Source organism: Candidatus Culexarchaeum yellowstonense (assembly GCF_024707025.1).
GTDB lineage: Archaea > Thermoproteota > Methanomethylicia > Culexarchaeales > Culexarchaeaceae > Culexarchaeum.
The window spans coordinates 1-2,669 of the sequence record NZ_JANGFQ010000261.1; the positions used below are offsets into that span (position 1 = coordinate 1).

The 2,669-nt window shown below is 35.3% G+C and carries 3 protein-coding genes; 2 read left to right on the top strand and 1 reads right to left on the bottom strand.

The genetic code is table 11. The features are described 5' to 3' along the window. The coding region (locus tag MRT15_RS12405) for a hypothetical protein (protein ID WP_304330606.1) at positions 1-452 on the bottom strand (452 nt) is incomplete at its 3' end. 261 nt (positions 453-713) lie between these two features. On the opposite strand from MRT15_RS12405, the gene MRT15_RS12410 reads away from it, so the two are divergent. Together MRT15_RS12410 and MRT15_RS12415 are read left to right on the top strand one after the other, a co-directional pair. After that, a complete protein-coding gene (locus MRT15_RS12410; protein WP_304330607.1) occupies positions 714-1,502 on the top strand; it encodes a hypothetical protein in 789 nt (262 codons plus the stop codon). A 183-nt stretch (positions 1,503-1,685) separates the two neighbouring features. Beyond that, positions 1,686-2,408, top strand: a complete 723-nt coding sequence (locus MRT15_RS12415) for a phosphoadenosine phosphosulfate reductase family protein (protein WP_304330608.1) — start codon at positions 1,686-1,688, stop codon at positions 2,406-2,408. Positions 2,409-2,669 lie beyond the last annotated feature (261 nt).

Genomic DNA, 2,669 nt, shown 5'->3' on the forward strand with positions numbered 1-2,669 from the left:
TGGACAATAGCCTCCTTACGTTCAAAAGGCCACGTCACATCCTCAAACTCCACACCATAAGTTTCAGACAACCATTTTATGAAGAAGTGTATGACCCTACTATCCGTCCTATTAAGCTTACTCCCCCTCCTATTCTCAACATCTAAAGTGATGAGCGCCACCTTCTCAGAATGATCAGCAATAAGTCGCTCAGCAGGACCCGTAGTTGAAGGAGAAAGGAAAATAACCCCATAAACCTTAGCCTCTTTTGCAGCTCTAGACATCTTCGACAATAAAATATCCAAATCACCTTCAACAACATACGTTGGAACAGTATATGAGCGATCTCTCAAACTATAAAAGACCAGTTCATTAGCCCCCTCCACCACCCACTCATCCTCTGAAAACCGCCAACCCAACCTATACGCCTCCCCCTTAAACCTATTAAAAATATCATAAAGCGAAATCCCCAAATAAACCCCCAATAAAAAGGTTACAGCCCTTTAATTTATTTAATTTTTCCAAGTCAGTATTTGAACTAAACAAGAACAATCTTGTATGCTACATATACAGTAAAATTAATGTACAATTTAAGTGAAATTAACTTTGATGAATAAACCCATTATAAATTATGAAATACCATTATGTGCATATTTATGTAATTTGCTTCCATTAATAAAGAATATGTACTGCAAGAATTCTGAAGGGAAACATGTATTTTGGAGGGGGAAATCTTGAACACTTGGTTGCAAGCCAATATTCCTAGAGCTGGCGAGGAATGGATACCTTTACGAGAAAAATTTGAAGGGGGAATTATAGAATCAGTTTCTGTTCTTGAGGAATTTGAAAATAACGTATTACATAGAGTTGAGCCATATTTAAGAGATAGGGACATTTTAAGGTTAGAAAAGCGGGAACATGTTATAAAAGATCCCCTAGCTTATTATGTTCCTTATCACTTTTCGGAGATGGGAATATACTTTAGAATTAATAAAATGATTTCAGATTTTCGAGCATTTGTTTCCAAGTACCCATGGCCTAACAATATAACCGTGAATGAACTGTGGTACGTCTACGTTATGACAATATTTTGGCATGAGATGGCTCATCACGTAATAGAAGATGTGGCGACCCTAATGGAATGGATGGGAAAAGCACGATATCCTTTAATGCCTCATTTAGTTGAAGAGATGTTTTGCGAATTTAATGCTTTCACCACAGCAGAAAAGCAATTATCACCACCCAATAGATACAATATACCCATTCTACCATACGCTAACCTACCATCCGGAATTAGTAAAGGTGAAACTGCCTTTTTAAATAGAAGGCTCATTTTAAGCTGTCTGTACTATCATTGGGGCAGGAATAACCCGACTTCGACGTATAGGCCGATAGTAAGAATAGAGGCTTCTCAAGCCGTAGACGGCTTATGGAATGGGCTTTGGAATGCTCATAAAGGTGGCTATGAAGTTGTAAAAGCTCCATATGAAATTTATAAACGCCTCTACTGCACAACCCTTTAAACTCATAAATGGAGAGTGCAAAATTTTAAAGCTTAAAGGTAGCAGTTTCTTCAACGGTACATTCAGATCTTTTAGCGAGGGCAGGAGATTTTGCTATTAAATTGCTTGAATACTAGTTATTAAATGATAAAATTCAGGATTTATAAATAAGTTTTAATATTTTATATTAGGAGTTGTGGAAATATGGGTAAATGTTGGGTAGATGAAGCAAATGAGCGTATTTACTTTGACTTTAAGGTTTTACAAGCAAAAAGTATATTGAAGATAGCAAAGGAAACATTTGGTGATAATTTAGCAGTTGCATTTAGTGGTGGGAAAGATAGTTTAGTTGTACTACATTTAGCGCTTGAAACACTCGGTCCAGATATCCCAGTAATCTTTAATAATACAACAATTGAATTTCCTGAAACTATTCAATACGTGTTGAATTTGTCGAAAATGTGGGGATTCAAATTGCACGTAACTAATCCGAATAGAAATTTCTTCTCTGCAGTAAAGGAACATGGATGGGCAACTCATGAAAATAGATGGTGCTGCAAGCCTTACAAGGATGAACCTGCATATAAGTATATGATAGAGCATGGCATAATGGCTGAAATAACGGGGGTTACGAGAACCGAATCGTTTTACCGTCGCTATCTTAAGCCTTTTACTATGCCGAAAAAAGATCCGCCAATCTTAAGAATAAACCCGATTTATGATTGGAATTCACAAGAGGTATGGAGGTACATAAAAGAAAGAAATCTGCCTTATAACCCACTTTACAATATGGGCTACCAGAGAATTGGTTGCTGGTGTTGCCCTTTAAAAGGAATTTCACATTATAGAAGAATGCAGAAAACGCATCCAAATCTATATTCATTCCTTAAGAATTTTGAACCAAAGCATCCTGCATTTAAAATATAACAACATAGCCTTTTTGATCTTCTTTAAACATTTTTAAGTTCCCTCTTTTTATATTTATTATCATTTGTAAGCTTTCATATTAAGTGAAGTGTCATTTTCTGCTACTTAAATTTGTGACAAATTTTGTAACGAGATTAAATTATTTATGTTAGAAAATTAATTTAATATTAACAGAGAAAAATGAGCGAATTTGATGTTGATCTTGAACATTTAATGGAAGATATAGTTAACACTTATTCGTTTGAGAAATGGAAAATTCCA

Excerpts from the sequence above, each read along its gene's own strand:
- MRT15_RS12415 (WP_304330608.1), top strand. The coding sequence starts at position 1,686 with ATGGGTAAATGTTGGGTAGATGAAGCAAATGAGCGTATTTACTTTGAC.